Source organism: Chryseobacterium oncorhynchi (assembly GCF_002899895.1).
GTDB lineage: Bacteria > Bacteroidota > Bacteroidia > Flavobacteriales > Weeksellaceae > Chryseobacterium > Chryseobacterium oncorhynchi.
The window spans coordinates 708,977-731,507 of sequence record NZ_PPEI02000001.1; the positions used below are offsets into that span (position 1 = coordinate 708,977).

Sequence of the window (22,531 nt, forward strand, 5' to 3'; positions counted from 1 at the left end):
CTCACTATGTTCCAATTGTAATTTTTTTACCAAATATAATTTTATAATTATCAAATGATATTGATAGTCAATAAAATGAATTCATTTCCGAAGTTCCAAAATTCCTACTTCTACTTTATTCATTGGAAAGCGAAAAAAGACAGCAAAAAATTCTTCATATTCATTTGTATCGAAAGACACCGAAGTTTCTTCACCTGGAAGTAAGGTACGCCGATTATCAAGTAAATTTATAGCGTTGTTTTGCACATCTAAAAGAGCAAACTTATCAGGATCTAAAACAAAAGCGATTTCAGAATTATTTTTTATTTCAAAATTTAGCATGTTGTCAGATACCGTTATTTCATAGGAGATTTCGGAATCTTTTATTGTTTCATAACTCACCCACTGATAATCAAATTCAATGTTAAGTAATTTAAAAACCAGGCGATCAACATCAGTATAAGGATCAAGAGTATCTATGGCATGTGTTCCTCTATATCCAATTTTACTTCTAAGTTCGATAGCATTTTTTATAGCAATATAAACGTTGTCTTTAAAGGCCTCTTTAAATCTACTATTTTTAATATCACTATCTTTTGCTATAAAATCATTCTCTTTCAAGTATCCAGTGATGCAAACTTCACCTTTGCAATCTAGTTCATTTCCTTTATCTTCCCCACATTCGTGATACTTGTCCTTTTTTTTGGCATTCTTACCTTTTCCAGTTCTGGTTCTAGTCCTACAAGTAGTTTTACTAAATGGCAACAAGCGTTTTTCAAAATGTAACAAAAGCCAAAACTCAAATGAACGCGAAGAGAATGCAATATTGACCAATTTCGCATCTACTGGCTGTTTTGCAAGTTCAAACGCTTCCTCTAACGCTGGGTGTTCATCTCTGTCAAATATAGCCCATGCTTCACCATGAACTTTCAATGACTCCCTAGCTTTCCATACATACTCTAAAGGCTGAGCTTTAAAGTCTAATGGCACAAAATTATGTTGTGGCTCAACTTCAACTTCTATAATATTCCTTCGTTTCGCTGCTGGGCGTTTATAGCTCTGTTCATTTTCCTCTTCATAATTTTGTATCGGAGGAATGGGTGAAATCTCTATTACGTAATCAGGTACTTTCTTTTGGACCTCTTCACGTAAATCCGCGAAATATTGTGGCTCTGTAACAGTTCCCTCACAAAAAATAGTCAAGGATTTAAAAATGGGTCTCATTAAGAAAATATTTTATCTAAGTTTGGAATTTTAGGCAAACCACCAAATTTTCCAGCCATATACCATTTTTCAAAGGGAGTATCTTCTCGAAGACCATCAAAATCACTTAAACAAAACAATTCACTTACTCCAATATCATTCTTTTCTGTTAACCATATTTGGTCTTTCCTAAAAAGTTCTTCATCCAATAAAGTTACGTCATGTGTATTAAAAATAAGCTGAGCACCATTTTTATTTATTTTTTCAGAAAGAAATAGTTGAACAAGCATTTTTGTAATATAAGGATGGAGACTGGAGTCTAATTCATCTACAATTAAAACCTGTCCTTTTCTTAATGCATTTAAAATGTTAGTTCCAATTGTAAATAAAGTCTGTGTACCTTTAGACTCATTATCATGCGGCACTAATACTTTTGCCTCCTTAATTCGAACTCCGTTGTTATATAAGGCGTGTCCATAATGCAATTGAATTTTCTTTTCTGTCTTAGTGCGGATTGCCCTTGTCACGCCTTGATAATTAATAGTGTTTTTATCCTCTACCTCCTCTATATCTAAATCAAATATTTTTGTATCAGCTACAATGAAGAGTCTCTCCAAATCTTTCTTCAATTGATTGTCACTTAGTAAAATTTTTGCTGCTTTGTCTCGTAGCGTATCGGAATAGTTCTCTCTACATACCTCAAGATTGTATGTATCGCGAAAATAGATATAAACCTTAGATAAAAGATCATGGGGCTCCTCTCCAAACTTAGAAAGTAACAATTGATTACTAAAAACCGAATACTTTTTTTTGTCGACAGTAAGTTCTTCTATTTCAATTTCAGTTCCTTGATTTACTTCTTCAACTTTCTGGATATTGGATTTTCGTTTAAAAATTTTTCGTGGTCTCTTTTCTGGATAATAGATTAGATCCTCTTCAATTATTCTTGAAAAAGCTACTGCCACGGAATACTGATATCGAATATTTTCGGGACCTAAAAAATTAATTCTATATCTCGTGGGCTCGGCCATTTTCTTTAAATCAAAAGAAAATGAATTATAAATTCCTACAGGAGAGCCTAACTTTGGCTGCTTTACAATGTAATTGATAAAATCAGTCAAAGCTGTTAGTAGGTTTGATTTACCTGAAGCATTTGGACCATAAATAACTGAAACTTTTGAAGTTCTAAAAAGTTCATCCATATTGTTTGCTACTCTATGGATGTTAGAAGATTTTAGTTTGCTCGTTTCTGCGGTCATAGTTAAAGTCGCTTCATCCTGAAACGATTTATAATTTGTAATGCTAAAATCTAAAATCATAAATGCGGTAATTTTATTCAAAAATAGCAATTTAAATTTCATATTTTACATATTAAATAGATAAAATTGTTTTTTATTTACATTTTTCGACACTTAAACAAACAAGTAGAGACTTACAACAAAAAAAATATATCAAAAAATGTACATTATTTTTGAAATTATGTCAGGAAACTTTGAGCCAATTAATATAACATTATCACCGTTCCTTATAAAAATGAGTTGAAGTAGTCTATTTTAACGAAAACTAATCTGCAAGAAGACGATTTAAGAGGTCTGGCTAAAATTATGGCTTTTATGTGTGCAGTTAGCATACTTTTAGTACTAATGAATTTCTATTGGTTCTGTTATTCCTTTTTCCTCCAGCAAGGATGGACTCTTGAAATTATCGAAAAAATTCTAAAGAACTTCCAGAGAACCTCTGGTTTATTTAATAACACGTTATTAAGCAAGCTATCTGCCTTGATTTTGCTGGCATTAAGCTGTCTAGGTACGAAAGGTGTAAAAAACGAAAAAATCAAATGGAAAAATATTTACACATGCCTAATATTAGGCACATTCCTCTATCTTATGAATTTTCCGCTACTTCAAATTTCCAGTTCATTATATATGGTCACGATCTCAGCAGGTTTTATATTACTCATGGTCGCTGGACTATGGATGAGCAGGCTCCTTAAAAGCAGGTTGATGGATGATCCCTTCAATAATGAGAATGAAAGTTTTATGCAAGAAACCCGTCTTATTGAAAACGAGTATTCAGTCAATCTTCCAACAAAATTCTACTATAAGGGGAAATGGAATGATGGTTGGATCTCTGTTGTCAACGTTTTCAGGGCATCAATTGTACTAGGAACACCCGGCAAAGGTGCCATTTGAAAACTTGATTCTATTGGATAATAATGCATATACGATAGGAAATATATTCGAATCCAGAGCTGCTGAAAACTTTATTCAGGATACAACAAATCGCACTTTATTAACCCAGGCTGATATAGAATCAAAAAGAAAACAATTACAGCGCTATCTTGATAGTACAAAATCTCAACTTTTCTATGCTAAGAGCTGCTTGTTTGTAGAGGGGCTAGCGGAAGAATTGCCACTTACTGCATTCTGCCAGGTATGTGGTTTTCACCTTGAAGATTATAGAATAGAAATGGTTAATGTATATGGCATTAGCTTTTATCCATTTATGTTTTTGTTTAATAGTAGTAACTCCAAAAAGCGTTTACCAAAAAAAGTTGCGATACTTACTGATGACGACCGCTAAACAGGGAGAATTCGAAACTGACCATACAGACCTTCCTAAGCTGTTAGGCAGGAAACCTACTACACTTAACTCATATTTAAACTCGGTGTATTTCAAGGATGCAACTATTTAAATGTAAGAAAAGGATCATTTTTGATGAAAATATCAATAACATTTTTGCTAACGCTTCTGATTTTTTTTAAGCATGTGTACAAAAGAAATCAGATCAATCAACTAAAAAAGTTATGACAACAAATAAAATGAGAGTGGATATATGAAGCGATGTAATTTGTCCTTTTTGCTAAAGTTTACAATGAGCAATTAGTGATGATATTTACAAATCCATCAAACCTCATATGTTAATTCTGGAACTTCTGCATAAACAAATGCTTTTGTAGGAGTTCCCGTTTCTCTTGATGAGCGTTGTCCATTATAATAACACATACTAGTGATTCGTCTCAACACTTTACAACTTAAAGTCTTGCCCAGAAGATTAATATAAAAATTCTTATATTTGGAATAATGAATTAGTTGTTCTTTAAGGTCGTTATAGAATAATTACAGCGTTGTTTTTTTCCATTTTTTTTGTGGCGTAATCATGGCTGTCAATAAAAATATACATCAAAATGAGGTTTTAAAGTGTTTTGAAAAGGTTGGTTCGAATCCCTCCCTTTCACCTTACCTAACAGAATCAAACAAAAACTATGGGAAATTATACATCTGATTTTCAATCACATAATTCCAATACACTATCTACATCAACATAAAAAGAGTTTGAATAGCCTACTGTCAAGTTCACAAAACTACAAAGCATCACTTTAAATCAAAGTGATGCTTTTTTTATTTACTTATTAAGATCTTGATCAAGTGTAAAATTTGGGGAGATTTTTCAGCATTTCTTTTTGTATATTCTGTCCTTCCCTCCTATCTCTTTAACTATTTAAAAAGCATCTAAAAACATGAAATACTGACATTTACAACAATGCTATTTTTAAAATTTGAGCGGAATATTTTTAACATTTGGTAAAGTAGAAAGATAAAAACCATCTATACGGCTTTAAGTTTTCCTATTTAAATATTAAATTGCACTTACGTTAAAAAACTATGGACAAATACAGCTTTTTGGAAATAACCGCTTTTATTGGAATTTTTCTTGTATTTTTTCTTGCGTTGTTTTTATTGACTGTAAAAACTAAGCACAGACTTGCAAATTGGCTCCTTGCTTTTTTCCTTTTTACAAACGCTGTAGATGCTTTTAAGTTTTTGATGCGTGATTTTCCTGTTAATTTCATTAACCTCGAGGCTTTTCGTTGGAGTATTAACTATTTAGTTCCCGCATCGTTTTATCTCTATGTATTGTCCGTTTGTTTTTCCAAATTTCGATTAAAACCGAAACATTTATGGCACACCATTCCGTTTATTGCATTCAATTTGTATATGGCATATGGGATTTATTTTGAAGATAGAGCTTCGAAAGTGAGTTTCATCAATGCTTTGAGCGAATCACCTGTCATGCATTTTTTTTATTTTCTTTTCGAATTTCTATTTCAAGTTTATTTTATTGCTTCATTTCTGGTGATTAGAAAGTCTAAAACCGTCTATCTCGAGAATTATACAAATCCAAATATTTCTATTCTAAATGCACTTTACAAAATAACAGTTCTATATTATGTTTTACATTTTTTAGTTCTTATAAGATGGTTGGTTAGTTTTATTTTTGGTTGGGGAGAACTCAGACAATGGATTGTTACCCTTGACGGATTTGCCTTTTTCTTTTGTACTTGTTGGTATCTATTTGTTGCATTAAATAATCCTGAATTTTTCAGAGGAGTTAATTCTCAATTGAAGCCTATTATAGATCTAATTCCGAAACAAAAATCTTCTCCTATAATTGATGATGAAAAAAATAAACAAATCCTAGCTTTGAAAGAATTTATGATTAAAAATGAACCTTATTTAAATTCTTCATTAACGATTCAGGATTTGGCAGAACAATTAAATATGCCCGTCAAAGATTTATCGTCTTTGATTAATCTGTATATGAATAAGCATTTTTTTGATTTCATTAATGAATATCGAATCGAAAAAGCTAAAGAAATATTGAAAAATCCTTTGCAAAAAGAACTGACTATTTTAGAAATTCTTTATCAGGTTGGTTTCAATTCCAAATCGTCGTTTAGTACTTCTTTTAAAAAACACACAGGTACAACACCGACAGATTTCAGAAAAAGCTTACATTAATTCGTTTTTTTCTAACAAATGGGTTCGACTTTTTTTAATCGGTCGCGTGCTTAAGCGTTTTAAAGCATCTTTGCTGAAAGTTTTTAAAAAAAATAATTTCAATGAAGAACAAGTTTTTCTTATTATTAACAACTGTTTTATTGACAAATACGCTTTCTGCCCAAGGGTTAAATAATCCAAAAGAAACAAAGAAGATACATCAAAATTCGACTGAACAAAAATCAGAAATCAATCAAATTGATTCCTTAATGACCAAATCTTACGAAAGAGGTTTGTTCAATGGAAATGTCCTTATTGCTAAAAATGATAAAATTATCTATCAAAAATCATTTGGTTTTACCGATGAAACGAGACAAACTCCTTTAAACAACAAGTCAATATTCAACATTGGCTCTATTGCAAAGGAATTTAATGCTGTTGCCATCATGATTTTAGTTGAACGTGGTCTTCTTAATCTTGATGACAAGGTATCCAAATTTGATTTAGGGTTACCAAAATGGGCAGAAAAAGTTTCTATACGTCATCTGATTAATTATGCCAGTGGCATTCCTCCAATCGAACGATTAAAACCCGAAAATGATGCGGAGACGTGGAATATTTTGAGAAGTAATGATAGCCTACTCTTTGAACCAGGAACAAGTTACAGGTATGACAATGGCAATGTCTTTTTGCAAAGAAGAATTATTGAAAAGGTAACCGGAATATCTTTTGAGCAATTTGTCATTAAAAACATTGTTAAACCTTTGAAAATGACCAATTCAGTATTTGATCCAACATTTGGCTCTAAAAGCAGAACCTCTTGTTATGATATGGACAATGTCCGATGCCCGGAATTGAAATTTATTAGTGGCTGGCTTTGGGTAGATATCAATGATTTCTATAAATGGACTGAAGCGCTGAATTCTAATCGATTAATATCCAAAGAATCCTTTCAAACCTTGTTGAATAACCCATACGCAAAAGAAGAAGGCGGATCACTTGGCAGATATTTTGAAAAAGAAGACCTACAAAGACACAATGGAATTTCTTATAAATTTGAATCCATCTTTTTAAACGATTTTAAAAATAGAATTACGATAATTCTAGTGTCCAATAATCTCAATAGAGTTTGGGATTTAGGGCATATTATTCACAACTTAATGTTGGGGAAAGAGTACGAAATTCCTAAAAAGTCTATTTATCAAGCGATAAGAAAAGAATCTCTCAACAATGTAAATAAAGGGATAGAAACTTATTATTTACTCAAAGAAAACGCTAAAAATGAATATAGTTTTGAGAACCCGGGAGAGCTTAATAAGTTAGGATATGAACTATCAAGGCTCGGAAAAATCAATGAATCCATAACAATATTTAAATTGGCGACAAAAGAGTTTCCTAAAGATGCTAATCTATTCGATAGTTTAGGAGAAGCCTATTTTACAGATAAGCAATATGATTTAGCATTAGAGAGTTACAAAAAAGCAATCAGTCTTGGTGGAACCAATGGTAATGCTGAAAAAATGATCGATAAAATAGAGAAAGAAACAGGGAAGTAAAATTTTCAGATCAAATTTTAAACAAAAAATCCCGTTAATACGGGATTTTAATTTCTTATATTCAAATTTATTTGATCTCTACAGGAACTGAGATTTTATCCCAATCCATTGTGAAACCATTATTGTTTATTTTATACACTAACGTTTCCTGTGTTGCTGGTAAAGCTTTTGTTTTTACATCAACACGTAAAGCATCTTTTGCTTCTTCGTATTTATAAGCACCCCATTGTTTTGGCTCTTTGTTAAAAATCGCAGTCCAGGTTCCGCTTTGTTTAGGGATTAAGAAAAAGCTGTATTTACCTGCAGGAAGTTTTTTACCCTGAACAGTAATGTCTTTATCCGTTTCGAAAGTAGTTGCTTCATTAGCACCGGCACGCCAAACTTTATCATAAGCTTCTAAACCACCCCAGATTGTACGTCCTTTTACTGAAGGACTGCTATAAGCTATAGTAATGGTTGCATCTTTAATTTTTCCCGTAGCAGTAGCTGGAGGGCTGGCAGGTTTTTTAGTGTCCTGTGCAAAGGCATTCAAGGAGATTGTCATTGTCGCAACAAGTACGGCAGCAGATTTAATGATGGTTTTCATAATATTTTTGTTTGTTTGTATGTTTACTATTGTTTGTTTACGAATTTACAGCTTTCGGCTTATAAAATAGTAACCCGATTGCAGAAAATATAATCACCGCTGCTGCCCCTATAACATTGAGCCAAAGGAAAGAAACGATATCGAACTTATAAACGGCAATAACCGCAATTTCTGATAAAATTGCAGAAATAAATACATTTGAACCTGTAATTTTTTTATAGTAAAAGGCGACCAGAAAAATTCCCAATATTGGGCCGTAGAAAAGAGAACCTAATACATTCACCGCTTCAATAAGGGAGCCCATTTGAGTGGCAAACATGGCTACACCGATTGAGAAGACACCCCAGGCTAAAGTATGCAGACGACTGTACTTCAATTCGGTGGCATCATCAGGAATTTCTTTTTTAAATATCAAATGAACATCTTTTAATGAGCAAGCCGCAAGGGAATTTAACGCTGCGGAAATTGAACCCCAGCTGGCCAGGAAAATGACGGCAAACAGTAAACCTATCATTCCTACAGGCAATGTATTTTTTACGAAATACAGGAAAATATAATTGGTATCTGTTTTCTCGGCATTATAGTTTGAATGATTGATTGCTTCCTCTACCCTGCCGTGAAGTTCTTTTACCTGGGTTTGTGTATTTTTAAAATCCTGAATTGTTTTTTTAAGTTGGGGAGAATTGTTTTCTTTCAACTTTAAAATTTCTTTCGATTCTGCATTAAATTTTATTTGCAAATCCTGATGCTCTTTTTCAAAAACTGCAGCCTGTTCAGGTTTTGCTTCCTTTAAATGTTGATAAGAGCGTTCGTTAAAATAAATCGGAGCCGGTTTTAGAGAAAAGAAAGCAAAAAGCAAAGCACCAATCAGGAGAATAGCAAATTGCATCGGAATTTTAACCAATCCGTTCAACAGCAAGCCCATTTTTGCATTAGTATCGTCTTTCGCAGTAATATACCTCCCGACCTGACTCTGGTCCGTCCCGAAATAAGAAAGTGCCAGAAAAAAACCACCAATTAATCCGCTCCAAATATTGTATTTATCTTTCCAATCGAATTCTGTGGTGATTACATTGAGCTTTCCGGATTTCCCTGCCAGATAAAGCGCATCGTTAAAACCAATTCCATTTGGCATATTCTGAATAAGCAGATAGCCTGCAAAAGCCATGGTTCCCAAAATAATAAGAAACTGTAATTTTTGGGTGTGAGCGATCGCCTTCGCACCACCAACATAGGTATAAATCAACAGAATACCACCCGTTAAAACATTGGTTAAATAAATATCCCAGTTTAAAACACTTGATAATATGATACTCGGAGCGTAAATACTGATTCCCGTTGATAAACCTCTGGAAAAAAGAAAAAGCAGTGAAGTGAGTACCCTTGTTTTTTTATCAAAACGGTTTTCTAAATATTCATAGGCCGTATAAACATTTAAGCGCTGAAAAATCGGAATGAAAGTAATGCAGATCACAATCATCGCCAAAGGCAAACCAAAGTAATACTGAACGAAACGCATACCGTCTGTATACGCCTGACCCGGTGCCGAAAGAAATGTAATCGCACTTGCCTGTGTAGCCATAATACCGATCAGCACAATGTACCAAGGCATTTTATTATCTGCTTTCAGGTAGGATTCGTTGCTTTTTTGGCCACGACCGATCCATACGCCGTAAACCACCACTGCAACAAGTGTAACAATGAGAACTGTCCAATCTATATTACTCATGCCCAGAATTTAGTAAACAAATAATAAAATGCGATCTGCAATACTAATGCGACTGCTAATAGTATGTACCAGGTATTCCAATTTTTAAGTTTATTGTTCATCAGTTTTTCTGTGCAGATAAAAAGTTAAAAAATAAACGTGCCGCCCCAACATTTCCCGCAGGTAACTGTCTGAAAAATGCCAACGGTGTGTAAATAAAATTACCTTTCCCGTATTTGGCATATAAAGTTGATCCCTGCAAAGGCTCTTCACCTGTGTCGTGCATTTCAAAAAGCGGTTCATACGCTGCATCCCATTGAGCAGGGAAATAGGCACCGCGCTCCTGTACCCAACCATTAAAATCATCCATAGTAATCTTGTTGGGAAAGTTCAGTAATTTATGATTTGGATTTAAAAATGTAACCGCTGCATTTTCTTCGGTAACCCGCTTATTGGCAATACTGAAATTGTACATTCCCAATTGGTCAACGGTTGTATCCTGGTTGGTGTTATACTGCATGACCAAATTACCTCCGGTTTTTACATAAGACCATAAAAAAGGCATCCAGCGACCCAGTTTTTTCTCTGTGTTATTGGCACGAACGCCCAATACGATGGCGTCATATTGTGATAGCTTGTTTTGACTGCCACTTCCAGCAGATTCATCTAATTTACCATAAAAATCTTCGTCTTTCAAGACATCTACCTGAATACCTGCAATACGTAGGAACTCAGGAATGAAATCGCCCGCTCCTTCTATATACCCCACTTTTTTAACTTTCGCCTGAATATCACCTTTCATTACGGTTACAGTTGCAGGCGAAAAATATTGTAAGGTGGACAAATGCGGGTACTGAATTAATATTTGTTTTTTATTATAAGTGACTCCATCAGCAACAAAATTGGCATCCAATTGCAAACGATCCGTATGTATGGAGGCAAGTTTAGTTTTTGGAATAACGTAATCGATGGTAGTATCTTTTCCATTGAGCGAACTTACATCGGCGCCGCCTAATCGTTCTCCGTTATACATCAGGTTTAGTTTACCATTACTGAACTTTTTGCTGGAATTAACCTTAACATTTAAACTCAAATGTAAATCTTCATTTTCTTTGACCACATAAAGCGGTTGTGTAAATTTCAGTTCCAATGCAGGAACAATGCGCAAGGCTTCAACCACATCGCCACGCACGGGGTCTAATTTCTTGAAAGATAAAGGAAGTTTAACCTGAAAATTTTCCGAACCGATTTTTAAACCAAGCAAAACATTCAATGGTGATTCTGCCTCAGGCAAACCGACTAAAGTATCATTCGGAACAGAGAAAGTCGCTGCGTTCGTGGGAGATTTTGCCAACCAGTAAGGTTCTGTAAGTGCTGCATCCGCAGGAATCTGAATATCATGCTGAATGGTAATTAAAGAATCTTTTGATAGTTTTCTGTTGAAGCTTTCTGATTGACTCAACCATTTTACATTTTCTAAAACGACAGGATTTGCAGCTCTTGAAATCAGATTTAACCTGAAATTGTAATGATCCCCGGCAACAGCTTCAGCCTGATTGGTAACCACTTCGCCCATAAACCCAGCACAGCTTACAATGATATTGTCAAGAGATTTAATTTTATCCTTTTTTAGGTCTCCATCCTGTAGCGCCACAACCTTTTTTCGCAAAGCAAGCAAAGCAGGTAAGCTAAGGTCAGGATTATTGAAATTGAAAGCGGAAATAATTTTATCTAGTGATTGGTCAATATCAGCGTTTCCTTGTGAAGTCCAGGTTTTAACTACTCCGTCAAAAAGTGTTGTTTTTGCAGGGTCGCCAATAACATGGGAAAAATATTCAGTTCTGATGCCGGCTACAGACTGTGTTCCCGCACCCTGACTTTTATGTAAGCTTCTGCTTAATCCTGCCAATTCACCATAGCCCATTCCCAATTGCGCATCATATTGCCCAACGGTAACTTTCAGTTGATTTTCAGCTGTCGTATTGACTCCACCAAAGCGGAAGGTATTCCATAATACGCGTTTTGGCTGCCATGCATTCACATATTTTAGTTGATCTGGGAAAGCCGTTTTGTCTCCTGCCAGCTTAAAAGCTTTTTCTGCCACCACAGCCGAAGCCGCATGTTGTCCGTGTCCTGCCGCAGCAGTAGGAGGAAAACGACAAATGATCACATCCGGACGGAATTGACGGATTACCCAAACTACATCCGCTGTAATGCTGTCTGCATCCCATTGCTTAAAGGTATCAGTTGTATTTTTAGAGAACCCGAAATCAATCGCACGGGTAAAAAACTGCTGGGCACCGTCTAACTTTCTTGCCTCTAAAAGTTCATGCGTTCTGATTAAACCCAATGCTGCACCTTGTTCTGTGCCTAATAAATTCTGTCCACCATCACCTCTCGTTAAAGACAAATAGCCCGTTTCTACATTTTGGTCGTTGATTAACCAGGAAAGTAATCCTGTATTTTCATCATCGGGATGAGCCGCAAGGTATAAAACTTTAGGCAGCTGTTTAAGTGTTTTGAGTTCACGATAAATTTCAGATGATTTTGAAGGTCGAACCTGTTGGGCCGAACAAAAAACCGTATAAAATCCAAGGATAAATACAGTGCTTACTTTTTTGAACATTTAATTTTACTTTGCAGAGCAAATATAAGTAAATCATCTTTCTTTCAACCTTAAAAGAATTAAACTGTGAATTTCATAAAAAAAGCTGTTTATTTTTTTTATTAAATCACAAAAGGCACAAAAGATTGAAACACTTAAGTGAGCTTAAGAGGATATCCTGGCGCACAATAAGTCCACATAAGTTTTAAAAATCTTTGATTTTTTTCTTCAGTGTACTTTTATGCTGTATTATTTTAAACCTTCTTAAGTGTTCTAAAGTGTTAAAAAAATAAAAACTTTTGTGACTTTTGTGGTTAAGTTTAAACAAACTTATGTATGAATCAGAGTTTTCAAAGAAAATAAAAACTCCTTATGTTTTTCTAGTTGCATTCCGTGTAAGATAGATATAATTAAACATGCAAAATGTGGCTGCTGCCCCAAAGGTATGCCATAAAAAATGTGTTCCGAAACTCAACCATTCCCATTTATCTGCTATACGGAAAGTAAGTGCAAAAACAAACGACAATAAAGCAAATCCTACCCATTTGCCGGCTTTCCATTGGGTATAGATTAAATAGCTTAATACCGAAAAAAGCGTAAATGAAGCCATGATTGCATAATTTACGTTGATAAAGAGAGATGTGTTGTCTACCAAAATCCAATTTCTCAAAGCCAACATCAATATCAAATATACGAGAACCATTACAACAGCATAGTACCATCTGATGCTCTGAGCTAAAAAATAAAATCCGGCCGACAAACACAGCAACATAATAGGCATCCAATCCATCATGATAAATACCGGCCATTGTCTGAATGAATGATAAACAGTTCCCCCTATGGCACCAATATATAATAAAATTAAGCAGTAGGTTAAAAAAGGATATTCTTTAAAATTACCTTTCATTTTAAGGGTCCAAAAAATGGCTAAGGCTAAAAATAATAGAGCAGTTATTGCATTGAATGGCTCAGGGAGAAACTGCGCCATATCTGTTTCTTTATATAACATGCCTCCGTCCGGAGGTATTGGGTTTATTGGCATTGTCTTTTTTTAATATTATATTTATATACTTGTTCTAAATATAGAAAAATTATGGTATTAAATAGATTGGCAAAATTCTATATAATGGACGCTCAAAAAACAGGCACGAAAATTTCGTACTAGACTTTTGGATTACAATATAAACTGGAATATGAGAATTGCAATAATCGGCGCTCACAAAGTCGGTAAAACCACATTGGCAGAAGAACTTCTTGAGAACCTTCCCGGGTACACCCTTGAAATAGAACCCTACTACCAGATGGAGTCTTCAGGCTATGAATTTTCAGAAGAACCTCATCCTGATGATTTTCTTGAACAATTTAATTATGCAGCCAAACTGGTCTTCAAAAGCGGAGATGATGTCATATTTGACAGATGCGTCATTGATATCTTAGCTTATCTTCATGTTCTTGATTCAGGTCGAAATATCCAGGTTCTCTTTGAAAAAGTTCAAACCATTATTGATGAAATTGATGTTTTTGTTTTTGTCCCTATTGAAGAACCCGATCTGATATCCAACCATCAGATAGAGCTGCCAAAACTCAGGCATAAGGTTAATGAATTACTTTACGACTGGATTGAGGATCTTGGAATAAAAGTCATTAAAGTAAGCGGAACTCCATCGAACCGGAAAGATCAGGTGCTGACCGAAATTTTATCCTAGGATCTGAGGCGGGTAACTTCTGTAAGGCTTTAAAAAGTTTACAGGTTTGAATTCTGGCATTATGCTCAACTTTCTTATCCTGAATGGGTATCAGCCATTTTCTTTTCTCTCCTTCTTTGAAGTATAAGGTGTGCGGCATCCAGCATTTTAACCGTATGAATGTAGGGCATAACGATATTTCTTTCCGGTAGATTTTCATAGACGCCCATTGAGAAATAGACGATTCCGGACATAAAATAATCAAATTCTTTGAGGGTGTATTCTCTGAATGCTTTTTTGAAAACCAACAAAGGATTACGGTATTCCTTCTCAGAAAGCAGGCCAAGAACCCACGGGGAAATCTTTTCCGGCTGAGTATCGACAGTCCATTTCCTTTCCTTCAGCATGATGAAATACCCTGCCCGGATCAAAGACCTCATCGACTGATGAAACTGTAAGATGACCGCCGGATCTTCATTGATCCAACTATTTCTCTTTACTGCATAATTCATAATGTTGCTGAGCCTTTCTTTGGAAACATCCAACTCATTGAACTGAAAGAAAGTTTCCATCAGCTGTAACCCGGAGTGCTTCTTGTCTGTCCGAAACCGGGGAGCAAAATCTGTTTTTATCTTTTTCATTACTTGTATTTTTTTATAAATGTAATAAAAAATTACAAACATTCGGATTTGAGTCCGAGATTTTTATAAGAATATGTAATTTATTTGTTTCTATGACAGAAGCAAATAGAAAAATTGTTGAATTTATAAGGGATGAATGGATTATCCCTATGAACAATAACAGCAAATTTGCAGTAGATCATAACATTGATGAAAAGACGGTTCGAAGAATGAGAGAAGATGCAACTTATCAAATTTCTCTTATCACCATAATGCGAATTTGTCATGGTAAGAATTTAACTCTTGCTAGCTTTTTCAAGATGATTGGAATATAAATAATATAATTTCTATAATTAAGAGTTGTCTTTTATTTATAGAAATTAAATAATATGAAATTTTCTAATGATAGTTATTTACCCCATTTAAAAATGCTGACTTTAAAAAATTCATATCTCCAAATCTATTACGCTCTAAAGCTCCTATATATTCATCGTGAGTTTTGCCAAAATTTAGGTCAGCTACATACTGCTCTTCATAATACATATACATTTCCTCGGAGCAACATTCGGCCAAATAATTTTCTTTTATTCCAAAAAGCCTATCCCAAGAAACAATATATTCTTCAAACCCAGCACACACTAAATCAACATCCATATCACTTGGTTCCATATCATCAGAAAAAGCCCTAGTTAAAGTGATTTCTACATCAATTGTTGGATATGGGTTAATTTTACTAAATGGAAAAAAAGCTCGTTTTCTTGTTTTGGAAACAATTCTATTATTTCGCTTTATAATTTCAAAAATAGTATTTTCTCCTAATTTGTATTTGCTGTTACAAGTATCACAAATTGGTAGTAAGTTATTTGTATTTATAGATGTAAAAGGGAAATGATTTCTTGGTAAATAATGATCTAATGCACTTCTTTTAGAGTGGAATTTAATTAAAACCTTATTTATCCCACAACATCTACAAGTTCTTGATTTACCTACAAGACTTTTATAATAATCTTCGATCTTTCCATATTTATGATAAAATACTGCTTTATTTACAGCTTCATCATATAGTTTATCAAAAAATATTTTGATTTGCTTACTTAAATCTTCACTAATCAAATCAATATCAACATATTCTAACGGAATAAAATTACCATTACACAATAACCTGATTTTATTATTTTGATGTACTCCTCGTTTTAATTTTTTTAAATTCTTTTTGGAAAGTGTTTTACAAATTGCAAAACATTCAGTAATTGGATTAAGTAAATATTCCTCATTAACGTCATTTATTAATGGTTGGTATTTTAGAAAAATTAAAGATGTATCAAACACCGCATTGGGAATGTAAGGAGCACGGAATATAACATCTAAAAATAAGTGATTCACAAAAGATTGAATCTTATGGAACTTAGAATTGATATGTTTATATGGCCTTATCATTTTTTCTTAATTATATCCGTCATTTCTTTGATTAACAAAACTTTTTCTATTGAATCTCCTAACTCAGAATTTAACTCTTCAATTAACCCTTCCACATCATCAGTTTGCAAAAACTTTTCCCTATATGCATTCAATTTTTTAAGTGAATATTCCCCAATCGTATTCTTTCGTTTAAAGATTTTATTCGTCAAAATATTAACAGAAGTTCCAAATGTGTCTATATTTAAATCTTGTGCATTTTGAGGTTGCTTTCCTTTATCAAACACAAATACCTTATCAGGAAAACAGTCTGAAATAATAAATGGTGAATGCGAAGTGATTAGAATATCACGCATTAAATGATTTGTACCACTTTTATTTAAACAATCTTTCAATAAACTTATAAATTCTGACCGCCACTCTGGGTTAAAATGTGTTTCCGGTTCATCTAATAGCATAAGAGTACTTTTATCTCCTAATAAAAGACATATTCCCATTGTATGCAAAAACTGATGCTCCCCGTCAGAAAATGCTTTTAAAAGCATTTTATCCTCAGAATTATTTTTTTTTAATCGAAACAAATTAAAATGAAAAACATGTTCTTTCTCTTTAAAAGAAGGTATTTTATACATTGCATATAAGCTATCAGAATTATACACTTCCTTTTTAAGTTTTTCATCAACCACTCTTAAATTGAGTAAATTCAGAATTTGAAATGCTTTAAACAACTGTAATGGAGATTCAAAATGCTCCTTAAATGCATCTTTTAAAAAACTCTTTTTTGTTTGTTTATTTTCATCAAAATAAAAATCGAGTACTTCGTATTCATATTTCCGTTCATCAACAACAACTTGGGTAAATTTTACAGTAGCACATTTGCGTAGTTTATCTAATGTTTCCTCAACTAATGGTAATAAATATCCTAATTCGGGATCCTCGTCATCATAATACAATTTATGATTGTTTATGACTAAGCGAAAACTATCAAGTTTATCAATATCTAACTGCTCTTTTATTGGTTCAATAGTATCATCATCTTGTAAAAGAAAATTAGCTAAAAGAATTGCTTGGCTCATATGATAATCCATATATACTAAACTACTTTCAGGTTTTATTTCTAACTTATAATCTAGGACAAGTTTTGTTCTATTACGCAAGTGATAAGTATACTCGTCTAGTTGTAATAATCTAGATTTTATAAACGGTAAGCTCAATATTTCATTTTCTCCTGAAGAATATCCAATAACTAATTCTGGTAAATAACTTCTAATAGAGCCCGAAATATCTATAAACTCAGGCGTATCAGATTGATCTAAAGCTTTTATTTTTATTTGAGGAATTTTATCTTTCTCTTTTCTAATAATTACATTGTGATAGTTTTCTACTTCTTTATCTGCTTCTCGAGGAATAATGAAATATTCTAATTCATAAGCAACCGGAACAGATTCCTCTTTTCTAAAATCATTTTCTAAAAATCGTGAAGTCTCCGGAGCAAGTGTACAACACTCTAAGTGATAAAAAATATTTGATAACGCTTCCAATACATTAGACTTACCAGAACCATTTAGTCCAGCAAAACAATAAGGATGAAAATTCATCCATTCTTGATTGGGTTCATCATCCCTAAAAATAACAGTAAAATTTTCCTTACCTCTATTTGTATTTATTTCACCAAGACTTCTGAACTTTTCTAATATTGTTAATCGAGCTAATTTCATTTTACTTGTAATTTCACTTTATCAATTTCAAAAACCTGAATAATTTCTTCCTCTTGCATAAGGTCAAACAATATTTTCCTTGTTTCTGTAAAATCTTTAAAATCATCAAAATTCTGTTGATCAAAGAGATTTATTAAGTATTGTAATCGTTGTTTATTACCTCTCAAATCCTGAGCTGTGAATTTCTTAATCAAATCCTTAAAAATCGGTTCTTCATCTATCTCAACATCAGGTTTAAAAGCATTTTGAAGAATTACCTGAAATAATTCCTGTAATATTTCTAGTGATTGTTCAACTTTACCCTTTACGTCTTGAATAGATTCATAAATTTTACTGAACGTATTTTGTAAAGTAAGATCATTAGGAACTGGAATTTCTATATTTCTCAATTTCTCCAATGTAATTTCCTTGAACGTTGAACCTTTTACATATTTATTTATAATAAAATGAAAACCTCCACTTTGTAAAGTCGAATATAAATAATTCGGAATAATAACTTTTTTATTTGGAGAAATTAATGCAATGCCTCTACTTAAGTTAAAACCTTCACTATTAGCATTTATCATAGCAACTTCACCTATAGTAGCTCTAATTGTAATAAGAATATCATCAGTCGAACAAATTGTTCGTGAATATTTTTCTGAAATTTCACTAGTTGTCTTAAGTAAATTTTCTAAAACAATCTTTCCGTCTTTTATATCACCTGTTCTAATATATGGTATGCCCTCATCAATATGGGGGCCCGCTTGAACAATTCCATACGTAATTATTTTATCTTTATGAGTAACTTGGGAAAGCTTTTTTAAAGGAAAGCTTTTTTGATTGTTTACAGGATCTCCAAACATTTTGAAATATATTGATTGGGTTAAATTTTCCAATACATTGATATTTTTCACTTTCTCATTAATATATATCTGAATCCTATCTAATTGGGAAGTTACTTTTTCTTGAAACTCTAAGTCCTTAGGATAATTTATATTTAGCTTTCTCAGGTTAGTATTGTTTAAAATAGAAATAGTTACTTTATTTGCTTTAAAATTTAAGTAATTTTTATTTCTAATGATCCAATAGTAAAAAAATTTAGGGAGGATAATTTTTTCCTTTATTCGAACCCCTGTTATTTGTTGATTACTAGAAACTGGTTTTTTAACTATCGCAACCTTACCGATGTCTCCGATACAGCTTATTAAGACAGTATTTTCTTTGTGTAAGAAAGCTTGATTATCTAAAAGAGCTAGCTCTGATATTTTTGTGTTTGTGTCTGAAATATATTGCTGACCCTGTAAATCTGTAGGGGTAACCCAAAGCACATCTCCTTCATAATAAAGTGGCTCTTTAGTGCTGGGAGTTTTTCCTGTTTGGATATTCTCTATGATTTCTCCTATTGTTGTACTTAAATATTCCATTACAACTCTTTTTCTAATTGTTTTAAAGAAAGAAACAATTCTTCTTCAATCTTTAAAACTTGTTTAAGCAACTTGGCAGGCTCTTCATATGAAGTTTCCTCAAAAACAAATTCTTTATACAAATTGTAGTTTAATTCAAATCCATTTTCCTCAATTTCACTAACAGGAACATAAAAATGTTTCTGTTTACGGTCTTTTTGTGAGTGACTTTTTTCATCTCTGGTTTTATATTGTTTAACGGTTTGCGGAAGAGGGAAATCATTTTTTATTTTTCTTCGGCTATTGTCTAACGTATAACCATCCGAATCCATTCCGTAAAACCAAACTTTTCTAGTGTGATATTTATCAGATCTAAACTGTTTTTTAGTAAATAAAAGTATTGAAGTTTTCACGCCACTATAAGGGTTAAATACACCACTAGGTAATGATATTACAGCTTCCAAATCACAGTCTTTTAATAATATTTCACGAGTTGCTTTATAAGCCTTACCAGAATTAAATAAAACTCCCTCAGGAATAATTACAGCAGCTCTACCATTTTTCTTAAGCATATATACAATACGCTCTAAGAATAAAAGTTCAGTTTGTAGCGACTGTATTTTACCTTCATTTATTTCATAAATGCGATTCAAATTTGTACTTATTGATTTACTGTTAACCTTTGCCGCAAAAGGTGGATTAGCCAAAATATAACTGTATTCTTCCATACCCCAAAAATTATTTTCAGTTTTTGATATTTTTTTGGACCTTTTTACAGTTATTTTAGCTTTGATTTTCCCGTCAATTATATTTTCAAGGGTTATTTCTCGCTCAAATTTCCTTCTGAAGAAATCTTCGTACTCACTGGATAGGGTATTTAAATTAACGACATGAGGTTTTTTGATACCATGCATCATCATATTCATCATACCAATCCGCACCATAGTAGCATCGATATCAAACCCGTAAAATGTATCTTCTTTTAGTTGCTGATTCTTTTTTTGTGTTAATTTTTTGCCATCAAGCCCTTTCTCTAATTGATTCTCCTCATCAAAAGTAACCATTTTACTGTTTTCTTTAAGAATATACTGATATGCACCAACCAGAAAACCGGAACTTCCACTAGTTACATCACAAATTTTTGTTTCTTCATTATCAATATTCGGAGCAACTAATTCACTCATCATTTGTATAATATGTCTTGGTGTTCTGAATTGACCATTCTTTCCTGCTTCATTTGTAGCACTTAAAAGGTACTCATATACATCACCTAAGATGTCTTGAAAATGTTGATCCTTCTTTTCTTCTTCTTCTACCAAGTAAAAGATATCATCGATTATCTTTACTACGTCTTCTAATAGGGAAGGAATACTTATACCAAACCTTGCATTTTTCATTTCAATGGCAAAAGGTTCATCATCATTAGATAAATCATTTTGGATAAATGTAAATACGCTGTCTATTTTAGATTTTAATTCAGATCCTTCTAAATTATTAAATTTGCTCCACTTAAATTCATCACTAAGCCCTGGATGAAAATTCTCTAAACGCTTCATAAATATCAAATATGAAATATTATCAATCGCAGTTATAGGATTGGATAATCCACCTGCCCAAAGCCTGTCCCAAAGAAGCTGTATTTTATTTTTTATTTCTGTTGATAGCATTATTTTCTTTTATGATATTCCTTCACTTACAAAAGTTCAGTAAAATGCAAATATACTTTTTATTCGTTGTTTGCGTATCTTTTATTGAGTCTCATTCTACTATTTCTAATAATTACATTCAATATCTAGACTCGTAATTCTTTGATACAAATAGTGTTAGTAAGAATATAATTTATATTATTATATTAACGCTCTCCGAAGTCTCCTGGAACAATTTTAAAGAAAATAACCTTACTTACAAGCTCAAACTCGAAAGACTTTCCACAGCAGAGCATAATATCTGAAAAATGATGACTAACAATCATTTCTCTTTATCACTTATATCCTATTTTTGTAAAAAAACTAATGGACAAATTAAGTTTTCTGGAAGTTATTGCTGCGATGGCTGTTTTTGTATCGCTGCTGCTTGCCGTATTTTTATTAACGGTAAAAACAGAAAGGAAACTGGAAAACAGATTATTTGCGGCGTTCCTTATCATTAATGCCATTGATATCAGCGGGCTTTTTATGCACCTTTTTGTGGATAGTTATAATCTGAAAACTTTCAAAATATCTGCTTACTTATTGGTCATGCCTCTTTTCTATCTGTATGTGAATGCCGTCTGTTATTCTGATTTCACCTTAAAAAGAAAGCATTTACTGCATTTTATTCCTTTTATTGTGGTCAACTTAATTTTAGTTCCAAGGCTTTATCTGGCAGAAGGTACCGCTAAAGAACAGTTCTTTACAACGATGTGGAACTCTCCTGAAATGTTGGTTTATCAACTCATCGGGGAACTGCAGTTTTTCTTTTATATCGTTGGTGTATTCCTTGTCCTTAAAAAATACAGGGAAATTTATCTTGAAAACTATACCAATCCCAATACATTGCTGTACATATGGCTGTCTCAGCTGACTGTGGTTTTCCTGATCATCCATTTATGTATTATTTTAAAGAACATCGTAAGATATACCCAGCATAGAGATCTGTTTATCTGGTTGAATATTGTTGCGGGAACAGTATTTTTATTGGCCGCCTGCTGGTTTATATTAAAGGCATTAAATTATCCTGAGCTCTTTCGCAGAATTGATTCTACCCTACAACCTACAAAAGATTTTGCCGAAACGCTGGAAACCGAAAATAAAACCGACGAAACAAAAAGCTTTCAGATTGAACAGCTTAGAAGTTTTATGGTTGAAAAAGAACCCTTTTTAAATCCCTCCCTAACGATTCAGGAATTGGCAGATCAGGTGGAAATTCCCGTTCGGGAGTTGTCTGTATTAATTAACCATCACCTCAATCAGCACTTTTTTGATTTTGTGAATGAATACCGTGTCAAAAAAGCAATGACAATTCTGAAAGATCCCACAAAAAAGGAATATACGGTGCTGGAAATTTTATATGAAGTGGGTTTTAATTCAAAATCTTCTTTTCATACCTCTTTTAAAAAGTATACAAATCAAACGCCAACAGCATTCAGAAACAGTTGATAATTAACTAATTGTAAATAATCAAACTCTGGATTGCAGATAATCGGACTCATTGTATTGATTAAAATGAGTCCGACTTTTTTATACGGACTTTTTTCAGGATTCTCTACAGCATATTTGCGTCATATTATGAATATCAAATTAAAATTCT

Annotated in this window: 18 protein-coding genes and 1 pseudogene; 7 read left to right on the top strand and 12 right to left on the bottom strand. The window is 33.0% G+C overall.

Annotated features, from left to right (window positions below; genetic code table 11):
• Positions 1-81: 81 nt before the first annotated feature.
• The gene (locus tag C1638_RS03370) at positions 82-1,203 is read right to left on the bottom strand and encodes an RloB family protein (RefSeq protein WP_109618178.1); all 1,122 of its coding nucleotides are present in this window, start codon (positions 1,201-1,203) and stop codon (positions 82-84) included.
• Positions 1,203-2,522, bottom strand: a complete 1,320-nt coding sequence (locus tag C1638_RS03375) for an AAA family ATPase (RefSeq protein ID WP_165826491.1) — start codon at positions 2,520-2,522, stop codon at positions 1,203-1,205. Before C1638_RS03375 ends, C1638_RS03370 begins: the two co-directional genes overlap by 1 nt.
• A gap of 264 nt (positions 2,523-2,786) precedes the next feature.
• Between C1638_RS03375 and C1638_RS03380 the strand changes: the two are divergent.
• Together C1638_RS03380 and C1638_RS03385 are read left to right on the top strand one after the other, a co-directional pair.
• Positions 2,787-3,365: pseudogene (locus C1638_RS03380) on the top strand (YWFCY domain-containing protein); the annotation flags it as partial.
• A gap of 22 nt (positions 3,366-3,387) precedes the next feature.
• Positions 3,388-3,765, top strand: coding sequence for an ATP-dependent endonuclease (locus C1638_RS03385; RefSeq protein ID WP_123838318.1), 378 nt, complete (start codon positions 3,388-3,390; stop codon positions 3,763-3,765).
• A 1,073-nt stretch (positions 3,766-4,838) separates the two neighbouring features.
• Here C1638_RS03385 and C1638_RS22600 read toward each other — a convergent pair.
• Positions 4,839-5,036: a hypothetical protein gene (locus tag C1638_RS22600; protein WP_228428006.1), complete on the bottom strand. Its 198-nt coding sequence runs from the start codon at positions 5,034-5,036 to the stop codon at positions 4,839-4,841.
• A 145-nt stretch (positions 5,037-5,181) separates the two neighbouring features.
• Here C1638_RS22600 and C1638_RS03390 point away from each other — a divergent pair, with 145 nt between their 5' ends.
• Both C1638_RS03390 and C1638_RS03395 read left to right on the top strand, forming a co-directional pair.
• Positions 5,182-5,985, top strand: a complete 804-nt coding sequence (locus C1638_RS03390; protein WP_228428008.1) for a helix-turn-helix domain-containing protein — start codon at positions 5,182-5,184, stop codon at positions 5,983-5,985.
• 101 nt (positions 5,986-6,086) lie between these two features.
• Entirely contained in the window at positions 6,087-7,520 is a 1,434-nt protein-coding gene (locus tag C1638_RS03395; RefSeq protein ID WP_109618185.1) for a serine hydrolase domain-containing protein, read from the top strand.
• A 67-nt stretch (positions 7,521-7,587) separates the two neighbouring features.
• Here the strand turns inward: C1638_RS03395 and C1638_RS03400 are convergent, their stop codons facing one another.
• From C1638_RS03400 to C1638_RS03415, 4 genes are all read right to left on the bottom strand, one after another.
• Entirely contained in the window at positions 7,588-8,106 is a 519-nt protein-coding gene (locus C1638_RS03400) for a DUF2911 domain-containing protein (RefSeq protein ID WP_109618187.1), read from the bottom strand.
• Positions 8,107-8,143: 37 nt separating this feature from the next.
• Positions 8,144-9,835, bottom strand: a complete 1,692-nt coding sequence (locus C1638_RS03405; protein WP_109618189.1) for a sodium:solute symporter family protein — start codon at positions 9,833-9,835, stop codon at positions 8,144-8,146.
• Positions 9,836-9,935: 100 nt separating this feature from the next.
• Positions 9,936-12,440, bottom strand: coding sequence for a PIG-L family deacetylase (locus C1638_RS03410; protein WP_109618191.1), 2,505 nt, complete (start codon positions 12,438-12,440; stop codon positions 9,936-9,938).
• 349 nt (positions 12,441-12,789) lie between these two features.
• Entirely contained in the window at positions 12,790-13,461 is a 672-nt protein-coding gene (locus C1638_RS03415) for a hypothetical protein (protein ID WP_109618193.1), read from the bottom strand.
• Between the two features lie 151 nt (positions 13,462-13,612).
• Here C1638_RS03415 and C1638_RS03420 point away from each other — a divergent pair, with 151 nt between their 5' ends.
• Positions 13,613-14,125 carry an AAA family ATPase gene (locus tag C1638_RS03420; RefSeq protein ID WP_109618195.1) on the top strand — a complete coding sequence of 171 codons (513 nt, stop codon included), beginning with the start codon at positions 13,613-13,615 and terminating at the stop codon, positions 14,123-14,125.
• Positions 14,126-14,199: 74 nt separating this feature from the next.
• Here C1638_RS03420 and C1638_RS03425 read toward each other — a convergent pair whose 3' ends face one another.
• Complete coding sequence (locus C1638_RS03425; protein WP_109618196.1) at positions 14,200-14,745, bottom strand: hypothetical protein; 546 nt, start codon at positions 14,743-14,745, stop codon at positions 14,200-14,202.
• 92 nt (positions 14,746-14,837) lie between these two features.
• Between C1638_RS03425 and C1638_RS03430 the strand changes: the two genes are divergently transcribed.
• Positions 14,838-15,059 carry a hypothetical protein gene (locus C1638_RS03430; RefSeq protein ID WP_109618198.1) on the top strand — a complete coding sequence of 74 codons (222 nt, stop codon included), beginning with the start codon at positions 14,838-14,840 and terminating at the stop codon, positions 15,057-15,059.
• A 64-nt stretch (positions 15,060-15,123) separates the two neighbouring features.
• Here the strand turns inward: C1638_RS03430 and C1638_RS03435 are convergent, their stop codons facing one another.
• The 4 genes from C1638_RS03435 to C1638_RS03450 are packed head-to-tail and all read right to left on the bottom strand — an operon-like array spanning position 15,124 to position 20,910.
• On the bottom strand, positions 15,124-16,107 hold the full coding sequence (locus C1638_RS03435; RefSeq protein WP_123838319.1) for a hypothetical protein: 984 nt from the start codon (positions 16,105-16,107) through the stop codon (positions 15,124-15,126).
• A 50-nt stretch (positions 16,108-16,157) separates the two neighbouring features.
• A complete protein-coding gene (locus C1638_RS03440; protein WP_109618202.1) occupies positions 16,158-17,858 on the bottom strand; it encodes a restriction system-associated AAA family ATPase in 1,701 nt (566 codons plus the stop codon).
• Positions 17,855-19,264, bottom strand: coding sequence for a restriction endonuclease subunit S (locus C1638_RS03445; RefSeq protein ID WP_109618204.1), 1,410 nt, complete (start codon positions 19,262-19,264; stop codon positions 17,855-17,857). The genes C1638_RS03440 and C1638_RS03445 overlap by 4 nt, the downstream gene beginning before the upstream one ends.
• Positions 19,264-20,910, bottom strand: a complete 1,647-nt coding sequence (locus tag C1638_RS03450; RefSeq protein ID WP_109618206.1) for a class I SAM-dependent DNA methyltransferase — start codon at positions 20,908-20,910, stop codon at positions 19,264-19,266. The genes C1638_RS03445 and C1638_RS03450 overlap by 1 nt, the downstream gene beginning before the upstream one ends.
• Positions 20,911-21,255: 345 nt before the next feature.
• Between C1638_RS03450 and C1638_RS03455 the strand changes: the two genes are divergently transcribed.
• Positions 21,256-22,380: a helix-turn-helix domain-containing protein gene (locus tag C1638_RS03455; RefSeq protein ID WP_109618207.1), complete on the top strand. Its 1,125-nt coding sequence runs from the start codon at positions 21,256-21,258 to the stop codon at positions 22,378-22,380.
• Positions 22,381-22,531 lie beyond the last annotated feature (151 nt).